Below are 17,546 nucleotides of genomic sequence, written 5' to 3'. Positions count from 1 at the left end.
AATAATAACATGGCTATAAGAAAACAATTGGCTGTAATAAGTTTATTGGGAGCGAGTTATACTGCTCTCGGCCAACAAGACTCCTTTATTGTAGAAGATTTAAGAGTTGAAGGATTGCAGCGTGTTGCACTAGGTGCAGCATTAACGCATATTCCAATTAACATTGGTGATAACCTCGACAGTTACACAATTTCAAAAACAATCAAAGCGCTTTACGGCTCAGGCCACTTTGACAACATCAAGGTGGTACGTGATGGTGATGCGGTTATCTTTCAAGTAACCGAAAGACCAACTATCAGCATCATCGAGTTCGAAGGCAACAAAGATATTAAAGATGAGCAACTTAACGACAGTCTTGAGCAACAGGGGATCCGTAAAGGTGAACCACTTGATATGGTTGTTGTAGATGGCCTTGAAAAAGGTCTTGTTGAATTTTTCCACGGTATTGGTAAATACAACGCGGCTATTGAAGTATCAGTATCACGCTTGCCACGTAACCGTGTAAAGCTAAAGCTTGAATTCAAAGAAGGCGATGCTGCGTCAATTCGTCAAATCAACATCGTTGGTAACGAGTTATTTTCTGACGAAGAACTTCTCGCATTGGCTGAATCGCGTCAAGATTTGCCTTGGTATATGTTTATGTCAAATGACAGATACCAAAAGCAAACGGTACAAGGTGACTTAGAGAAAGTACGTAGCTACTACCTAGACCGCGGTTATTTGAAATTCAATATTGATTCAACGCAAGTGTCAGTAAGCCCTGATAAAGAATCAGTATACGTTACAGTAAACGTTACCGAAGGTGAGCAATTTACTGTTAAAGAATTCGACTTTATGGGTGACTTGCTCGGCCGTGAAGAGTTAATTCGTGCGGTTATTCCACTTAAAACGGGCAAACTATACAACGGCTCAGTGGTTACTGCATCGGAAGAGTTTATCAAAAACTACCTTGCACGTTTTGGTTATGCCAATGCTGAAGTACGTACCATTCCTGATATTGACGAAGAAAATAAAGAAGTAAAATTAACGCTATCAGTTGACCCTGGTAAGCGTATTTATGTGCGTCGTATTAACATTGGTGGTAATGAAATTACGTCGGATGAAGTAATTCGTCGTGAAATTACCCAGTTAGAAGGTGCGTGGCTATCAAATAACACGCTTGAGCGCTCTAAATTACAAGTTCAGCGCTTAATGTATATGGAAAACGTTGAGTTTGATGTATCGCCGGTACCGGGTAAAGATGACCAAGTAGATGTTGATTTTACCGTTAAAGAGCAATCAGCTGGTAGCTTTAACGCAGGTCTTGCATACGGTTCATACAATAAGCTGCAATTTAATATTGGTGTAAGCGAATCGAACTTTTTAGGTACGGGTGACCAAGTAGCCTTTAACGTAAGTACGGCGAAAGGTTCTCAAAACGTAAGCTTGTCACATACCGACCCGTATTTTACGAAAGACGGTATTAGTTTAGGTAACTCAATTTTCTTCTCAAACTTTGATGCAAGTAAATACAGCCTGATCAACTATAAGAGCAAGCGTTATGGTATTGGTTCAAATATCGGTATTCCGGTAAACGCCAACAACCGACTTAACTTTGGTGCGACGGTTTCTAAAGAATTCTTATCTGAACTCTCAGAATATGAACAAACACGTATTATGCGTGAGACGTTCTTAGATCCAGAAAACCCGGATGCAGGTTTCGAATTCTTAAAGCTTGAATTAAGTGCTGGTTGGTCACGTGTAACGCTTAACCGCGGTATGTTCCCAACGGCAGGTTCTAAACAAAGCTTAACGTTTAAAGCAACGACACCTAATTCAGATCTTAACTACTTTAAGATCAACTATGATTCGCGTTTCTACTGGCCACTAAGCACTAACCACAAGTGGGCATTTTCAGCGAAAGCTGGATTTGGTTACGGTAATGGTTACGGTACTACCAATGGTTACGATCAGATTTTACCAGTACAGGAATTCTTCCGTATTTCTGAAATGGATTTACGTGGCTTTGAGCGTAATACAATCTTGCCACAAGCGATTGTAGTATCTCCTAATTGGTTACCGGGCACACCAAACCCTGATGGTACTCAAGGGCCAATTGGTAGCGATCCTCAATTTGATACAATTCGAACAGCGGGTCGTATCGGTGGTAACGTAAAAGCCGTGGCTGGACTTGAAATGATAGTACCTACGCCGTTTCTTGATGACGAAAACAGCAGTTCGGTGCGTACCAGCTTATTTATTGATGCGGCGAATGTTTGGGATACAGAGTTCGATGTAGACCGCTACTCTAACTTAACGCCGGATGAGCGAGCGATACTTGAAGATTATTCAGATCCAAGTCGCTTCCGTTCGTCAGCAGGTTTATCTATCCAGTGGATTTCGCCTATGGGCCCTATGGTAATTAGTTTTGCCTACCCACTGAAAAAAGAAGATGATGATAAGACTAAAGGCATCAGCTTCAACATTAGTAACACATTCTAAAAGGAATAAATTCGTGAATAAAATGATTAAAACAACCGCCATGACTTTGTTAGCTACTTTTCTAATGGGTGCTTCTGCAAGTTCATTCGCTCACAAAGTTGCTGTTGTAAATGTACAACAAGTATTTAGTGGTTCTCCGCAGGCGTCTGCGATTAAAGCAACGCTAGAAGAAGAGTTCCGCGAGCGCAGACAAGCACTTGAAAAACTACAAGGCGATATTCGTTTTGAAGTTGAAAAATACCAGCGTGAAAACGCGACAATGAGCAAAGCGCAAAAAGAAGCAAGCCAAAAGAAAATTCAAGAGCTACAAAAAGCATTGCAAGAGCAAGGTCAGCCACTTCAGCAAGAAATGCAAATGCGTCAAGCACAGGAAACTAAAAAGCTAGAGACTGTGATCTTTGATGCTATCGCTGCAGAAGGTAAAGCAGGTAAGTACGACGAAGTAAAACCAGTAGGTTCACTTCTTTACTTCAACGAAAAATCAGTGGATAACATCACCTCTAAAGTAGCAGAGCGTGTAGCAAAGGCTAAATAATAAAGCTTATGAAATTACAGCAAATCGCTGAGATTTTAAATGCTGAGCTGGTCGGTGACGACTCGCTCAGCATTTCTCGTATAGCAACCCTAGAAAATGCGACCGGCAACGAGATTGGTTTTCTCGCTAACAAAAAGTACCGCAGCAAACTTGCCAGTACCCAAGCAGGTGCGGTGATTTTGTCACCGCAAGATGCAGATTACTTTACTGGTAATAAAATTATTGTTGCGAATCCGTACTTAGCCTACGCGCTGTTAGCGCAAGCGATGGACACCACGCCAGAACCTGCAACTAATGTTCACCCTTCGGCAATCATTGACCCAACGGCAAAGCTTGATCAATCAGTATCAGTTGGTGCCAATGTGGTGATTGAAGAAGGTGTTGAAATTGCTGCTGGCAGTTCAATTGGTGCTGGTAGCTTTATTGGTAAGGGTGCTAAAATAGGGACCAATACGAAAATTTGGGCTAATGTAACGATTTATCATCAAGTTGAAATTGGTAATTCGTGTTTAGTTCATGCTAATACCGTAATCGGTGCCGATGGATTTGGCTACGCCAATGAAAAAGGTCAGTGGGTGAAAATCCCGCAGCTTGGTACTGTTGTTATTGGCGATAATGTTGAAGTTGGCGCAAGTACAACCATCGACCGTGGCGCCATTGATGATACTATCATCGAGCGCAACGTGATTATCGATAACCAAGTACAAATCGCGCATAATGTCGTGGTTAAAGAAGGTACCGCGATTGCAGGATGTACGGTAATTGCGGGCAGTACAACCATTGGCAAGTACTGCCAAATTGGTGGCTTGTCAGGTATCGCAGGACATATTGAAATTGCCGATGGTGTTGTTTTAACGGGTATGTCAATGGTAATTAGTGGCATTGATAAACCGGGTGTCTATTCTTCGGGTGTACCGCACAGTGAGAATAAAGACTGGCGTCGTAATATGGCACAGTTACGACAGCTTTCAGCAATTAATAAGCGATTAAAGGCAGTGGAAAAATCATTGCCGGAGCGTGACGAGTAGTCTTCGTCACGTACTAAATTATCGCGCAGTATAAATACGGGCGCGAAGAGATTAGTTAGGTTAAGGAAACACATTTTGGCAGAACAACTAAACAGCTTTGATATTCAAGAAATCCTAAAGCTATTACCGCATCGTTACCCAATGTTATTGGTTGATAAGGTCGTTGACTTTGAGCCGGGCAAAACGCTTCACGCGATTAAAAATGTCACAGCAAATGAGCCAATTTTCACAGGCCACTTCCCTGAGCAGCCAATTTTCCCTGGCGTAATGATTTTAGAAGCATTAGCACAAGCAACAGGTCTATTAGGTTTTAAAACAACTGAAAACCGTGGCGACAATGAGCTATATTTATTTGCAGCCATTGATAACGCACGCTTTAAACAACCTGTGTTACCAGGTGACACAATGCACTTACACGTTGAATTCTTAAAAGAACGCCGCAACATGTGGAAGTTCTATGGTGAAGCGAGAGTTGACGGCAAAGTAGTGTGTTCAGCTGAGTTAATGTGTGCAAGAAGAGAGTTATAATAAGTGATCCATCCTACTGCAATTATTGAGCCTGGCGCTCAACTTGGCAACAACGTAAAAGTTGGTCCTTACAGCTACATCGGTAACGACGTGGTGATTGGTGATGATTGTATCATCGAATCACACGTAGTGATAAAAGGGCCGTCAACAATTGGTTCTGGCAATCATATTTTCCAGTTCGCTTCAGTGGGTGAAGCGTGCCAAGACAAAAAGTACAAGGATGAACCAACCAAGCTGATTATTGGTGACAACAACGTGATCCGCGAATGTGCCACAATCCACCGTGGTACCATTCAGGATGAAGGCATCACCAAGATTGGCTCAAATAACCTATTTATGGCGTATACACACGTTGCCCATGACTGCGTGATAGGCAATAACTGTATTTTCGCTAATAACGCAAGTGCGGCTGGTCACGTACATATTGGCGACTGGGTAATTTTGGCGGGCAACTCAGGTATTCATCAGTTTTGTCATATCGGTTCACATGCGTTTATTGGCATGTACTCTGGTGTTAACCAAGATGTACCACCGTTTGTAACAACTATCGGCACACCAGCACGTCCTGTGGCAATCAACACTGAAGGTCTAAAACGTCGTGGCTTTGAGTCAGACGAAATCATGGCATTACGTCGCGCATACAAGCAGTTATATCGTAAAGGTAATAAACTGGATGCGGCACTTGTTGAAATGGAAAAAGAAGCCGAGCAGTTCAAAGCAGTGCAAAACATGATTGATTTTGCTAGAAACTCAAGTCGAGGGTTAATTCGTTAATGATCTCGGATGAGCCACTTCGAATTGCACTTATCGCCGGGGAACACTCCGGCGATATTTTAGGTGCAGGTTTAATTAAAGCACTAAAACAGCATTACCCAAATGCCACATTTGAGGGCATTGGCGGTCCGCGTATGCTGGCTGAAGGGTTTAAAACCCATTTTCAAATGGAAGAACTCGCCGTAATGGGCGTTTTTGAAGTCCTGCCTAAGTTATTTCGTCTACTCAGCATTAAAAAGCAAATTGTACAGCGTTTTATCGACAACCCGCCTGATATTTTTATTGGCATTGATGCACCCGATTTTAACTTACGCGTTGAAAAGCCGTTAAAGGCTGCTGGTATTAAAACCGTGCATTATGTTAGCCCATCGGTATGGGCATGGCGTGAAAAACGTGTTTTTAAAGTGGCAGAAGCCACTAATTTAGTGCTTGCATTATTACCATTTGAAAAAGCGTTTTACGATAAACACAATATTCCATGTGCGTTTGTCGGCCATACGTTGGCGGATGAGTTACCGCTCGAAGATGAACAAATTGCCAGTAGAACGCTGTTTGATTTATCAGCTACAGATAAAGTGTTAGCTGTTTTGCCAGGTAGTCGAGGCTCTGAAGTTACTTTATTAAGTGAACCCTATATTCAAGCGGTGTTATTACTTAAAGCAGAGATACCCGAGTTGAAAGTACTGGTGCCTTTAGTTAATGAAAAACGTAAAGAAGAGTTTTTAACTGGCGCAACCAAGCACAATGCGGTAGATATATTTACCCTTGTTGATGGCAAGTCGCGTGAAGTGATGACCGCCGCTGATGCGGTGCTCTTAGCTTCGGGTACGGCAGCACTTGAATGCATGTTACTTAAACGCCCAATGGTGGTTGGCTACAAGCTAAAAGCCCTGACATATCACTTAGTGACACGCTTATTTAAATTTAACATTGAGCACTTTTCACTGCCTAATTTATTAGCGGGCAAGCAACTAGTGCCTGAATTATTACAAAATGATTTAACCCCTGAAAACTTGGCAGCAACTTTAAAACCATTGCTAGAAGAAGATCAAACAGCATTAAAACAAACGTTTTATGAAATGCATAAGTCATTAAGGCTCGATGCCAGTAAACAAGCGGCGCTGGCTGTAAGTAACGTAATAGAGAACAAACATGACTGAGATTATTCGTCCAAATACGCAACTTATTGCAGGTGTTGATGAAGTAGGGCGTGGTCCGCTCGTGGGCGATGTGGTCACGGCTGCGGTTATTTTAGATCCATCAAAGCCAATCGTGGGTCTTGCCGATTCAAAAAAGCTAACCGAAAAAAAGCGCTTGGCACTTTACGAAGAAATTATTGAAAAGGCGCTGTGCTTTAATATTGCCCGCGCCAGCGTAGCAGAAATTGACGAGCTTAATATTTTGCATGCTACCATGCTTGCCATGAAGCGCGCGGTGGAAGGGCTTAATATTCCTGCCGAGTTTGTCTTTATTGATGGCAATCGTTTACCCGATATCACTGTACCTGCACAAGCCGTTGTGAAAGGTGATAGCTTAGTTGCCGAAATTAGCGCGGCATCAATCCTTGCCAAAGTGACCCGTGATAACGAAATGAAAGCTCTCGATACTGAGTACCCAAATTATGGCTTTGCCGGCCATAAAGGTTACCCAACCAAGGCGCATTTAGAAGCACTTGCACTTCACGGTGTTACGCCGCATCATAGACAAAGCTTTAAGCCCGTAAAAACAATAATAGAACAGACCAACAATTGCTAATTAATGCTTGGTCAATCAAGTTAGGCAGATAATGCAAGACCCTAAATTTATACACTTACGTGTTCACAGTGATTATTCAATGGTGGACGGCTTAGCAAAAACTAAGCCTATCGTCGGTAAAATTGCAGAGCTGAATATGCCTGCATTTGCCATTACTGATCAAATGAACTTGTGCGGTTTAGTGCGCTTTTACGGTGCTGCGCATGGTGCTGGTATTAAACCCATTGTTGGCGCTGATCTGTGGTTACACAGTCCTGAATTTCCCGATGAGCCTTGTCGTTTGGTCGTACTTGCTAAAAATAATGCGGGCTATAAGAACCTTACACTGCTTATTTCCAAAGCCTATCAACGCGGTCACCTTATGCAACGACCTATGGTTGATAAAGAGTGGCTTATTGAGCATAAAGAAGGCCTTATTTTACTTTCAGGTGCCAAAGACGGTGATTTAGGTAAAGCCTTATTAAAAGGCAATAATGACTTAACCAAATCCATTGGTAACTTTTATTTAGAACACTTTAAAGATCATTACTATATTGAGCTAACGCGCACTGAACGCGAGCAAGAAGAAGATTATTTGCATAGTGCGGTGGCTTATGCTCAATACTCAGGTTTGCCGGTTGTTGCCACCAACGAAGTCGTGTTTCTCAATAAAGAAGACTTTGAAGCCCATGAAATTCGTGTTGCTATTCACGATGGTTTTACCCTTGATGATAAACGCCGTCCTAAACGTTTTTCAGAGCAGCAATATTTAAAAACCGAAGAACAAATGTGTGAGTTGTTCTCGGATATTCCAGAAGCACTGGAAAACTCGGTAGAAATTGCCAAACGTTGTAATGTTACCATTCAACTTGGCACTTACTTCTTACCAGATTACCCAACGGGTTCTTTGTCGATTGAAGACTTCTTAGTAAAAGTATCAGAAGATGGTCTGGAAGAACGTTTACAGTTCTTATTCCCCGATGAAGAAGATCGCAAAGTCAAACGCGTCGAATATGATGACCGCTTAAGAATTGAACTTGACGTAATTAACCAAATGGGTTTCCCTGGTTACTTCTTAATCGTAATGGAATTCATCCAGTGGAGTAAAGATAACATTATTCCGGTGGGTCCAGGCCGTGGTTCAGGTGCAGGTTCATTAGTTGCTTATGCGCTAAAGATCACCGATCTTGATCCACTGCAATTTGACTTACTTTTCGAGCGTTTCTTAAACCCAGAACGTGTATCCATGCCCGATTTCGACGTCGATTTCTGTATGGACCGACGCGATGAAGTAATCGACCACGTTGCTAAACTCTATGGCCGTGATGCGGTATCGCAGATCATTACTTTTGGTACGATGGCGGCAAAAGCTGTAATACGCGATGTAGGCCGTGTACTAGGTCACCCTTATGGTTTTGTTGACCGTATTTCAAAATTAGTACCGGGCGATCCGGGCATGACACTGGCAAAAGCCTTTGACGTTGAACCGCGCTTGCCAGAGGCCTACGACACAGACGATGAAGTAAAAGAACTTATCGATATGTGCCGAATTTTAGAAGGCTGTACACGTAATGCCGGTAAACACGCCGGTGGTGTTGTTATTTCACCGACAACCATTACTGATTTTGCTGCACTTTATTGTGATGACGAGGGTAAATTCCCGGTTACGCAGTTTGATAAAAACGATGTAGAAACAGCAGGTCTTGTTAAGTTCGACTTCTTAGGGTTACGCACCTTAACCATCTTACAATGGGCTATCGATATGGCCAATGAGCGCTTAACGCGTGAGCAAAAAGAACATATCGATATCGCCGCTATTCCGCTTGATGATCCACCGAGTTTTGAATTATTACTGCGCGCCGAAACAACCGCAGTATTCCAGCTTGAATCACGCGGCATGAAAGACCTTATCCGTCGCTTAAAGCCCGACTGCTTTGAAGACATGATCGCACTGGTTGCACTTTTCCGTCCAGGTCCATTGCAATCGGGCATGGTAGATAACTTTATCGACCGTAAGCACGGACGAGAAGAAGTATCTTACCCAGATGCGCAATATCAGCACGAAAGCTTGCAGCCTATCTTAGAGCCAACCTATGGCATTATTCTTTACCAAGAACAGGTAATGCAGATTGCTCAGGTACTAGCAGGGTATAGCCTTGGTGGCGCTGACTTACTGCGTCGTGCTATGGGTAAGAAAAAGCCGGAAGAAATGGCCAAGCAGCGTTCAACCTTTGAGGATGGCGCAAAGCAAAATGGCGTAGACGGCGAACTTGCGATGAAGATCTTCGACCTTGTAGAAAAATTCGCAGGTTACGGCTTTAACAAATCGCACTCGGCAGCATACGCGCTAGTATCTTATCAAACGCTGTGGATGAAAACCCATTATCCAGCAGAGTTTATGGCGGCAGTTATGTCAGCCGATATGGATAACACCGATAAGATTGTTACCCTTGTTGATGAATGTGAGAATATGAAACTCACATTATTACCGCCTGATGTGAACTCTGGTTTATATAAGTTTACGGTAAATAATCAAGGCGAAATTGTTTACGGTATTGGAGCAATTAAAGGTGTAGGCGAAGGGCCAGTAGACGCAATTTTAGAAGCGCGAGAAGCGGGCGGTCCATTTAAAGATTTATTTGATTTCTGTGCGCGCGTCGATATTAAGCGTTTAAATAAACGTGTGATTGAAAAACTGATTATGTCCGGCGCGATGGATAAATTGGGTCCAGAGCAAACACAAAGTGCACGCTCTATTTTAATTGCCAGCTTACCTGATGCGCTTAAATCGGCCGATCAACACAATAAAGCTGAAGCACTAGGCCAAAGCGATTTATTTGGTTTATTGGCAACGGAGCCAGAGGAAGTTGCCGCAGCATTTGTGCAAGCGCCTAAATTTACCGATAACGAATGGTTGGAAGGTGAACGCGAAACACTGGGACTTTACTTGACCGGTCACCCAATTAATCAATACCGTAGTGAGCTTAAAAACTATGTGTCGGGTCGACTTGTCGATTTACAACCGACGGAACGTGATGTAACGTCTACAGCGGCAGGTTTAGTGATTAATGCGCGTACCTTAATTAATAAAAAAGGAAAGCGTTGGGGACTACTGACACTGGATGATAAAAGTGCCCGAATTGATATTCGTTTATTTCCTGAACAGTTCGAAACTTACCAAGAACTGCTGCAAATGAACAATATCTTGGTGATATCTGGTGTGGTCAGCTTTGATAACTTCTCAGGTGGTATTACAATGACCGCTCGCGAAGTTGCAAGTATTGAATCTGTTCGTGAAAAGCGGGTTAAAAACATAAAAATGACGGTGAAAATGCAGGAAGTGAGTGATAACTTCTTGTCTCGATTAGAGCATACCATCACCCCGTATAAATTTGGTACTTGCCCAATAAGAATTCAATATGAACGCCCAGATGCAACAACTGAGCTTTCATTAGGAACACAGTGGTGTGTTACACCCAGTGACGAGTTACTTGCTAACCTCTCACGCTTAGTAGCACAGAATATTGAACTAGAATTTAATTAGGTAGTTTAGAGCATGAGTCTCAATTATCTTGATTTTGAACTTCCAATTGCAGAGTTGGAAGCAAAAATTGAAGAACTTAAAAACGTAGGTCGCGGTGGTGAACTGGATCTGAGTCTAGAAGAAGAAGTTTCACGCCTTAAAGATAAGAGCGTAGAGCTGACCAATAAAATTTTCTCTGATCTAGGTCCATGGCAGGTTTCACAGCTTGCGCGTCACCCGTTACGTCCGTATACCAAAGACTATATCGAGCGTATTTTTACCGAGTTCGACGAATTAGCAGGCGACCGCGCATTTGCTAACGACCCGGCTATTGTAGGCGGTGTTGCGCGTTTAGATGGCGAACCAGTAATGGTTATCGGTCAACAAAAAGGTCGCGATACAGCAGAGAAAATTAAGCGTAACTTTGGTATGCCAAAACCAGAAGGCTACCGTAAAGCGTTACGTTTAATGGAAATGGCAGAGCGTTTTAATATGCCAATCATCACGTTTATCGACACACCAGGAGCATACCCGGGTGTTGGTGCTGAAGAACGTGGTCAAAGTGAAGCAATCGCTAAAAACCTTAAAGTGATGGCAGGCCTAAAAGTGCCCGTGATCTGTACGGTAATTGGTGAAGGTGGTTCAGGTGGTGCATTAGCAATTGGCGTGGGTGACCGTGTTAATATGCTTCAGTACAGCACATACTCAGTAATTTCACCGGAAGGGTGTGCATCAATTCTTTGGAAAAGTGCAGAAAAAGCGCCGCTTGCAGCAGAAGCTATGGGTGTAAGCGCTGATCGTGTTAAGAGCTTAGACCTGATCAACTCGATTGTTGAAGAGCCTCTAGGCGGTGCGCACCGTAACTACGATGCAATGGCGAAATCGCTTAAAGCACAAATTAAACGTGACTTAGGTGATTTGAAAGCTTTATCATTAGAAGAAATGTTAGAGCAGCGCTACGAGCGTTTAATGTCTTTTGGTTACTGCTAATTAAAAGACTTTGGAAAAAGCCGCATTTTGCGGCTTTTTTTGTTTATGAAAGATATTTATTCCACTTTTAAATATGAGCTTAACAACACCGAAAAAACGCGCTTTACTGTTGCGCTTTCTGGCGGTGTTGACTCGGTTGTATTATTACATTTAGCGAAGCGTTTTCGCGAATTCACGCACATTGAAATCGACGCTGTGCATATCAACCATGGCTTAAGTGATAATGCCGATATGTGGCAGGCGTTTTGTGCCGATTTATGTCAAAAATGGCAAATCCCGTTTAAGGCGTACCGAGTAAGCGTGAAAAAAGCCAGTCGTGAAAGCTTAGAGGCGGTGGCGCGCACGGCACGTTACAACGCACTAAAAGCGCACTTGCATAGCGATTCAGAATTATTACTTGGACAGCACCTTGACGACCAAGTGGAAACGTTTTTTATTCGTTTAAAACGCGGAGCAGGGCTGTTGGGTTTAGGTGCGATGAAGCAGCGCACTCACATTGAAAATGGGTTACCTGTATTTCGTCCATTATTAGGTATTATGCGTAAAGACATTGTTGAGTATGCAAAGGCTCAGCAACTTTCGCATATCAATGATGAATCAAATCACGACGATCGCTTTGACCGAAATTTTTTACGCAATAAAATCCTTCCTGAACTTAATAAACGCTTTAAGGGCTTTAGCAATACCGTCGCTCGTGTAGTGAATTTGCTGCAATCGCAACAACAATTGCTGGATGAATACATTGCCGAAGACGCGAAAAAGTGTATTTTTCATCAGCGTTTTCTGCTCAATGAGGTGATTGGTTTTTCTCGCGCGCGCATTGATAATTTAATACGTTATTGGCTACAGCAAAATAAGCTAGTTTTGCCATCTCAAAAGGTGCTAGACCAAGTTTACCAGCAAGCATTTAATGCAAAATTAGATGCGCAAGTGAGTATTGAATGTTGTGGTTTTGCGATTAAGCGCTACCAAGATGCTTTATTTATCGTGTTACCTCAGGCGGTGCCTGAAAATCAAGATAACATTGGGCTAAGCTCAGTGACTATTGAGAGCCAAGAGTTTAGTGTAGAAAAAAGAGCGCAAGGTGCACGCGCGCCATTTATGGATGAACATGTTAATCTGCGTTTTGATATTGGCGCTGAAAAGTTTACCTTGCAACACCGAAACTGTACTAAATCGGTTAGTACATGGCTGAAAGAGGCTGGTATACCACCTTGGCAACGCCCATTGGTTGCAGGAATTTACTATAATAATCAACTTGTTCAAGTAATTGGCTTGGGCATATCAAAACATGCATACGCCGAAAATGGGCTATGTTGGCAACAAAAGGAAACAAATGAAAACTAGTCAAGCAGTTGGTTTTTCACTTATCGGGCAAGCTTATATCGGCTTAATTGTATTTGCAGTGGTGTTAGCGGTGAGCCTTATTTTTTCGTTTAATCTTACTGTGGTGCTCTATGGCGCTATTTTTGGCGCGATTACTGCTGCATTGCTGCTGTGCTATTGGTTAGGAAAAGGCGGAAGTTTTTTTTTGTTAGCGGTAATGTGTCCACTTATTTGTATTATCGTGACACCAGTCACCAGCTTTTTGGAAATAGCTAATGTGCTCGGGGCTTTTTTTGTTGGTTTGTGTTCGCTGCTTACCGGTTATCGTCTAAAAAAAGGAAGCTAATGCTTCCTTTTTTCTTTCTGGCTACGCCTTAGTTTGTTTTGCAACAATCCCGTCCGTCTTGTTTTGCTGCATAAAGCGCTCTATCGGCACGTTCAAAAATACTGTTAGGAATATCTTTTGCCTTACTTAATGAAAAACCAATACTGGTGGTTACAGAATGGGTTTTCAGTAGTTGGTGACTGTGCACGCGTTTTTTAATGCGATTAGCTAAGATATGACTTACGTCAAAGTTATCATCATCAATTAAAATGGCAAATTCATCACCACCAAACCTAAATACGGTGTCTGTGCCTCTTACGCAGTCTGTCAGAATATTGGCAAAATCAATCAATACTTGATCGCCCACTTGATGCCCATGTTGGTCGTTTACTTGCTTAAAGTTATCTAAATCTAACAACATTAAGCCAAAGCTGCGGTGATGACGGCGGCTTCGCTCAAGTTTGCGGTATAGGCAATCGTCAAACATGCTGCGGTTATTTAGCCCGGTTAATGCATCTTTGGTAGCCAGTTTTTTCACGCGTGAAAACAATAGTGCATTGCGCAGAGGGTAGACAAGTGCGGTATGTAATCTTGCTAATTTCTGCTTTGCGTATTGTGGTAGATTTTGGCAAAAGTAAATAAGCTGGCCAAGACGTTCGCCATCTGCCATCAGATCAAAGGCGTGGTTTTCACCTTCTATTTTACTGCCAGTCATTTCAATTACCCCTTCGGTACTATGAAATTGTAGGCCTGAAAATTGCACTACGCGTGACGCTTCAACCGAAAAGATGTTTAATAATTTTGTAAGCTCAAGTGTTTTTTGAAGTTGCGTTACTAACGCATGGGTATGGCTTATGTCGTTCTGTTCAGAATAGATCTGGCCATACGGCAAATAATCGCCGTTGCTGTCTGTTTGACGCGTTAAAACATGTACGTTTTCCACTTAACTACCCTCATACTACCGCAAAATATTAAGTACATGGATATTTAAGCAAAATCTAAGCCATTTTTATTAAGTGGCAGAAAAACAGACACTTGCTATATTTAATTGATTAGAGAGACTCGCTTCTAATGAATTCGTCATTTTTTCGACATAACGCATATTACGATGGCAGAGGTGGTGTTTGCAGCATACGTTTGGTGTTTACTTCTATATATTGATTGCCGCTGTGGTTCTGATCTGGCTGTTTAAACGCTTTAATCTGCCACCCATTTTAGCTTATTTAGCGGTGGGCATCCTTGCCGGTAAAGACGGCTTTGCGTGGCTTGAACAAAGTGAACAAATGCACTTTATTGCCGAACTTGGCATCGTTTTTTTGCTGTTTAGTTTAGGGTTAGAGTTTTCAATTCCTCGTTTACTGGCTATGCGCCACATTGTTTTTGGCGTTGGCGTAATGCAAGTCGTAATAACTACCTTAGTGGTTATGGTGCTATTGTGGTTATTTGGAATTTCAATGATAGCGGCGTTTAGCATTGGTAGTTTAGTTGCCTTGTCGTCAACTGCTATTGTGGTTAAACAAGTCAGTGGCTCGCCATTATTGCGCTCAAGACCAGGGCAGCTGGCAATTGGCGTTTTGCTATTTCAAGATATCGCGGTAGTGCCTTTATTAATCGCGCTACCGCTTTTGGCAAATGGCTCAGAGTCGTTATGGACCACCATTTTAACGGCGTTGGCAAAAGGCGGTGTGGTTATTGCGCTATTGATGGCCGTTGGCAAATGGGTTCTACCGAGAATTTTCAGTGAAATAGCGCAAACACGCAGTGATGAGTTATTTGTGTTGACCACCATCTTGGTTGCACTTATTGCGGCAGCGATAACCTCTGCTTTTGGCTTATCAATGGCACTAGGTGCTTTTCTTGCAGGCATGATGTTAGGTGAAAGTGAATATAAGCATCAACTCGAAGCCGATATCCGCCCATTTAGAGATATTTTAATGGGGTTATTCTTTATTACCATTGGCATGCAGCTTGATATGGCGTTTGTTGTGGCTAACTTGCAGTGGATTGCACTTGGGTTATTTAGCTTGCTGACACTGAAAGTAGCGATTACGTATTTTGTGACGAAAGTGGCGGGTGAGAATCATGAAAATGCGTTGGCAAGTGCACTTATGTTATGCCAAATGGGTGAATTTAGCTTTGTCTTAATATCACTCGCATTAAAATACGCTTTGTTAAATTCGGCGAATGCATCCTTGCTGTTGTCGGTTGGTGTATTAAGCATGGCGATAACGCCTTATTTGGTGGATAACGGCGCTTTGCTGTCGTATAAAATTCTCAATAAAGTTGCCCCTAATTTGCTGACAAAAAATAGTCAAAGTTATGACAACAGCGATGCCCAGTTCGACGAGTTTAGTCAACATGTTGTGATTTGCGGATATGGTCGTGTAGGGCAAATTATCGCGCGTTTTTTAAAAACGGAAGCAATTCCGTTTGTTGCGATAGATAGTGACACAGTGCGCGTTAAAGAGGCGCAGGCCGCTGGAGAAAATATCTATTTTGGTCAGGCAAAGCAAAAAGAGGTGCTAAAAGGTGCCAATATTGCAAAAAGCCGCCTAGTGATTATAACCTTCGCCGATAAAGATAGCGCATTTGCAATTATTAACAGTATTAAGCAGCTTGCGCCTAAGGTTAAAATTTTAGTGCGCATGCGCGATGATAGGTATTTATCTGAGCTTAAAGATAAAGGCGTTACAGAAGTGGTGCCGGAAAAGCTAGAGGCCAGCCTTATGTTGGTATCACATGTACTGTTTTTAACCGGGGTGCCGATGCGTCGTATTTTAAGGCGTGTGCAAGCAGAGCGTAGCAATCGCTATGGCTTACTGCATGGTTATTTCCCAGGTGATAGTACGCCATTGACACCCGATTCATCTGATCATCTTGAATTTTTGCATGCAATCGCGATTACCGAAGATGCCTATGCACGAGGATTATCTTTAGGTGATTTAAACTTAACTAAACGACGAGTCGATGTAACCGGACTTCGCCGTGATGGTAATGAATTAAGTTTTCCGCCAAGTGATACTGTATTAAAAGCGCAGGATATTTTAATTGTGCGCGGCAAACCGCGCCGTGTTGAACGTGCTGAGCGTTTTATACTAGAAGGGCGCTAGCCCGTTTATAGTAAACTTACTGCATATTGGTGAACTCTAAAAACGCCATTATTTCATCTAATTGTGCCAAACCATCTTGGTAGCCAATATCAATCAAATGCTGGGTGTATTCCTTTTCAAAGAGTAAATAACTCACCAGTGACGATTCTGAATGCTTTTTCACACCAATACTGCGCAGTAGCATTTTTATTGACACTGGCATAGTGTCGTAGTACTGCGTTGCAATGGCATTAAAGTTTTGCGAGGGGTTTATCACAAAGTGCGCGATGCGCTTAAGTTCTTTATGTTTATCGCGCGCAGGAATAAGGGACAACGTTCGGTTAATACGTTCTAGCCGTTCAATGTCTGCACGTAAGGTGTCGGAGAAAATGGTATCGAGCAAATGGCCGGCAATCGTTGAAATACCGGGGTAGTGTGGCTGAAAACCAAAATATTTATTATCGATAGGTTGCTCAACACCAATTACAAAGACTTTTTCCGCGCCTAAATGAATTGCAGGGCTCAGCGGAGCATGTTGGTGTACCGAACCATCGCCAAAGTAGCCTTGACGAATTTTGGTGCTCGGGAAAACCATAGGAATGGCACTGGATGCCATTAAATGTTCAATATTAATTGTGGTTTTTTCACCACGCCGTTTAGCTCTGCGCCAAGAGTTGGCATGCTTAGCTTGGAAAAAGGCGACGGAATCACCGCTCGAATAACTCGAAGCGGTAATCGATAGTGCTTCTAAATAGTCGTTGCGAATATTATTGTCGATGCGTTTTAAATCGAGTACTGAGCGCAATAATTCTCGTAGTGGTTGGTTATTGAGCAAGCTTGCGGGTGGGTGGTTTTCATAATCCGACTGAAAACTACGTAACATATTAATAAAAATATGACCAAATACCGATGAAAAGTTGGTGTGATAAACCTGCTCGGTGCGAAAATTTTTCCACACATGTTCTAACTTTTTAACGGCTAGCTGATAGCACGAAGCGTAACAACCGAGCGCCGTTGCATTAATTGCGCCCGCAGATGTACCATTTATGATGGCAAATGGTGTTACTTGATTACGCGGCAGGTTTTTCGCAATCGCTTTTAAAACGCCTACTTGATAAGCCGCTCGTGCGCCACCACCAGTAAGTAGTAATGCAATTTTTGTTTTATGTTTTGAACTATTCCCGCTACTATTCATCAGATACTTTGTATTCTC

General features: G+C 42.5%; 14 protein-coding genes. 12 read left to right on the top strand and 2 right to left on the bottom strand.

Annotated elements, in window-relative coordinates; genetic code table 11:
- Positions 1 to 9 precede the first annotated feature (9 nt).
- From bamA to ACHSBP_RS09725, 11 genes are all read left to right on the top strand, one after another.
- Entirely contained in the window at positions 10 to 2,481 is a 2,472-nt protein-coding gene (gene bamA / locus ACHSBP_RS09775; RefSeq protein ID WP_395388737.1) for an outer membrane protein assembly factor BamA, read from the top strand.
- 13 nt (positions 2,482 to 2,494) lie between these two features.
- The gene (locus ACHSBP_RS09770) at positions 2,495 to 3,016 is read left to right on the top strand and encodes an OmpH family outer membrane protein (RefSeq protein WP_395388736.1); all 522 of its coding nucleotides are present in this window, start codon (positions 2,495 to 2,497) and stop codon (positions 3,014 to 3,016) included.
- Between the two features lie 8 nt (positions 3,017 to 3,024).
- Positions 3,025 to 4,044, top strand: a complete 1,020-nt coding sequence (gene lpxD / locus ACHSBP_RS09765) for a UDP-3-O-(3-hydroxymyristoyl)glucosamine N-acyltransferase (protein WP_395388735.1) — start codon at positions 3,025 to 3,027, stop codon at positions 4,042 to 4,044.
- A gap of 75 nt (positions 4,045 to 4,119) precedes the next feature.
- Positions 4,120 to 4,572 carry a 3-hydroxyacyl-ACP dehydratase FabZ gene (gene fabZ / locus ACHSBP_RS09760; protein ID WP_010559703.1) on the top strand — a complete coding sequence of 151 codons (453 nt, stop codon included), beginning with the start codon at positions 4,120 to 4,122 and terminating at the stop codon, positions 4,570 to 4,572.
- A gap of 3 nt (positions 4,573 to 4,575) precedes the next feature.
- Entirely contained in the window at positions 4,576 to 5,346 is a 771-nt protein-coding gene (lpxA, locus tag ACHSBP_RS09755; RefSeq protein WP_010559704.1) for an acyl-ACP--UDP-N-acetylglucosamine O-acyltransferase, read from the top strand.
- The gene (gene lpxB, locus ACHSBP_RS09750; protein ID WP_010559705.1) at positions 5,346 to 6,506 is read left to right on the top strand and encodes a lipid-A-disaccharide synthase; all 1,161 of its coding nucleotides are present in this window, start codon (positions 5,346 to 5,348) and stop codon (positions 6,504 to 6,506) included. The genes lpxA and lpxB overlap by 1 nt, the downstream gene beginning before the upstream one ends.
- On the top strand, positions 6,499 to 7,101 hold the full coding sequence (gene rnhB / locus ACHSBP_RS09745; RefSeq protein WP_010559706.1) for a ribonuclease HII: 603 nt from the start codon (positions 6,499 to 6,501) through the stop codon (positions 7,099 to 7,101). Before lpxB ends, rnhB begins: the two co-directional genes overlap by 8 nt.
- 31 nt (positions 7,102 to 7,132) lie before the next feature.
- Positions 7,133 to 10,624 (top strand): DNA polymerase III subunit alpha, encoded by a 3,492-nt coding sequence (gene dnaE, locus ACHSBP_RS09740; RefSeq protein ID WP_010559707.1) that lies wholly within the window; start codon positions 7,133 to 7,135, stop codon positions 10,622 to 10,624.
- A 12-nt stretch (positions 10,625 to 10,636) separates the two neighbouring features.
- On the top strand, positions 10,637 to 11,593 hold the full coding sequence (accA, locus tag ACHSBP_RS09735; protein ID WP_010559708.1) for an acetyl-CoA carboxylase carboxyl transferase subunit alpha: 957 nt from the start codon (positions 10,637 to 10,639) through the stop codon (positions 11,591 to 11,593).
- Positions 11,594 to 11,638: 45 nt separating this feature from the next.
- Positions 11,639 to 12,940 (top strand): tRNA lysidine(34) synthetase TilS, encoded by a 1,302-nt coding sequence (gene tilS, locus ACHSBP_RS09730; protein WP_010559709.1) that lies wholly within the window; start codon positions 11,639 to 11,641, stop codon positions 12,938 to 12,940.
- Positions 12,930 to 13,265, top strand: coding sequence for a hypothetical protein (locus ACHSBP_RS09725; RefSeq protein ID WP_010559710.1), 336 nt, complete (start codon positions 12,930 to 12,932; stop codon positions 13,263 to 13,265). Before tilS ends, ACHSBP_RS09725 begins: the two co-directional genes overlap by 11 nt.
- Positions 13,266 to 13,293: 28 nt before the next feature.
- Here ACHSBP_RS09725 and ACHSBP_RS09720 read toward each other — a convergent pair whose 3' ends face one another.
- Positions 13,294 to 14,187, bottom strand: a complete 894-nt coding sequence (locus ACHSBP_RS09720) for a GGDEF domain-containing protein (protein WP_010559711.1) — start codon at positions 14,185 to 14,187, stop codon at positions 13,294 to 13,296.
- A 181-nt stretch (positions 14,188 to 14,368) separates the two neighbouring features.
- Between ACHSBP_RS09720 and ACHSBP_RS09715 the strand changes: the two genes are divergently transcribed.
- Positions 14,369 to 16,354 carry a cation:proton antiporter gene (locus ACHSBP_RS09715; protein ID WP_010559712.1) on the top strand — a complete coding sequence of 662 codons (1,986 nt, stop codon included), beginning with the start codon at positions 14,369 to 14,371 and terminating at the stop codon, positions 16,352 to 16,354.
- A 16-nt stretch (positions 16,355 to 16,370) separates the two neighbouring features.
- Here ACHSBP_RS09715 and ACHSBP_RS09710 read toward each other — a convergent pair whose 3' ends face one another.
- A complete protein-coding gene (locus ACHSBP_RS09710) occupies positions 16,371 to 17,528 on the bottom strand; it encodes a patatin-like phospholipase family protein (RefSeq protein ID WP_010559713.1) in 1,158 nt (385 codons plus the stop codon).
- Between the last annotated feature and the right edge of the window lie 18 nt (positions 17,529 to 17,546).

This window comes from Pseudoalteromonas sp. XMcav1-K, from assembly GCF_044005875.1.
GTDB classification, from domain to species: Bacteria; Pseudomonadota; Gammaproteobacteria; order Enterobacterales; family Alteromonadaceae; genus Pseudoalteromonas; species Pseudoalteromonas spongiae.
This window is presented reverse-complemented; position numbering and strand designations above follow the sequence as displayed.